This is a genomic window from Collinsella sp. TF05-9AC, assembly GCF_003438495.1.
Classification (GTDB): Bacteria; Actinomycetota; Coriobacteriia; order Coriobacteriales; family Coriobacteriaceae; genus Collinsella.
In genome coordinates this window covers 1-1031 of the sequence record NZ_QSSH01000068.1, presented here as the reverse complement: position 1 = coordinate 1031, position 1031 = coordinate 1, and the positions used below count along the sequence as shown (strand labels likewise).

The window sequence follows — 1031 nt, the reverse complement described above, 5'->3', positions numbered from 1 at the left end:
GGCACCGTGGGGACACATGTATGTCAATCCTGGTCTAACAGAGCCTTAAATAAAGGCAGCACTAGAAAGGATGCGAATCGTGAAGAACCGATTCCCTTTCCGAATGCCTAATGCAGTAAAAATCACTGGTAGATCCGAGCAGTTTAACCAAGACGACAAGAGCGCGCTCAGATTGTTGTCTGCAGTAGCTAGCCAAGTATAGATACCATCCTGTTTCCAAATTCGGTCCTACGATAAACCCTTTCTTCTTTCTCAATTTCGTCGGGATCGTCGAAGATGAGCGTCGTATCTACTACGTCCCACTGCTGCCGATGGATATCCTCAATCAGCAATCCCAGCCCGGTTAATCGAAGAAGAACTTCTGCATCTCTGCCTCTGAGCGTCTGAAAAGTTTCCTTTTCTCGAAGCATTTCGTAGTCTCCAGGTAGAAATCTGTCCAAAGTCTCTGCAAACAAACGAAGATCGTCCCAGCTAATTTCTTTATCTAGGTAGGCCTCATAAATCTTTGCTAGTCGCCGCGCTTTGTCCTCCTCAATGTATCTTTCGAGCAGGATAAGCAGGTACTCAATATCGCGCTTCCTATTTGACTCTTCAAAGTATTGCTTGTACTTGTTCCATGAGCCATTTTCAAAAGAGTCGCGGTTGAACTCATCGAGGAAACACGCATACTTCTTCAGCAGATGCGCATTGTGGATATTGTTTCCGATTTTGTAGATGCTCACTAGGCTTGAGATGACGGGGATGTCCTTCAAGAACTCGTTTTGGAGAATTTCGTCCAGGCCAACCTCTGCGATATTCGAAATAAGTTCGAGAGAGTCGCTGCAAATAGTCGGCCTTGCGTCGTCTTGCAAGCGCGATAGACCGGCCTTAGTTGATTCCTCTGCGTTTACCATAAGATTACCTTTCATAATAATTTGCCAGTTTTGGCATGCGTTTGCAGCGCCGCTTTTCTGAAAGTGGCTCCAATTTAAATGCCATTGTTAGCGCCGGAATAATTTAGCCAAATATAGTCGGCCGAGATTGACCAATCC

At 45.6% G+C, this 1031-nt stretch carries 1 protein-coding gene; it reads right to left on the bottom strand.

Annotation, left to right across the window (positions count from 1 at the left end):
* Nucleotides 1-188 precede the first annotated feature (188 nt).
* Nucleotides 189-893 (bottom strand): hypothetical protein, encoded by a 705-nt coding sequence (locus tag DXC52_RS09870; RefSeq protein ID WP_117747107.1) that lies wholly within the window; start codon nucleotides 891-893, stop codon nucleotides 189-191.
* Nucleotides 894-1031 lie beyond the last annotated feature (138 nt).

Bases quoted from the DNA above. Each gene is read 5' to 3' on its own strand.
- DXC52_RS09870 (WP_117747107.1), bottom strand. From the start codon at position 893: ATGGTAAACGCAGAGGAATCAACTAAGGCCGGTCTATCGCGCTTGCAA.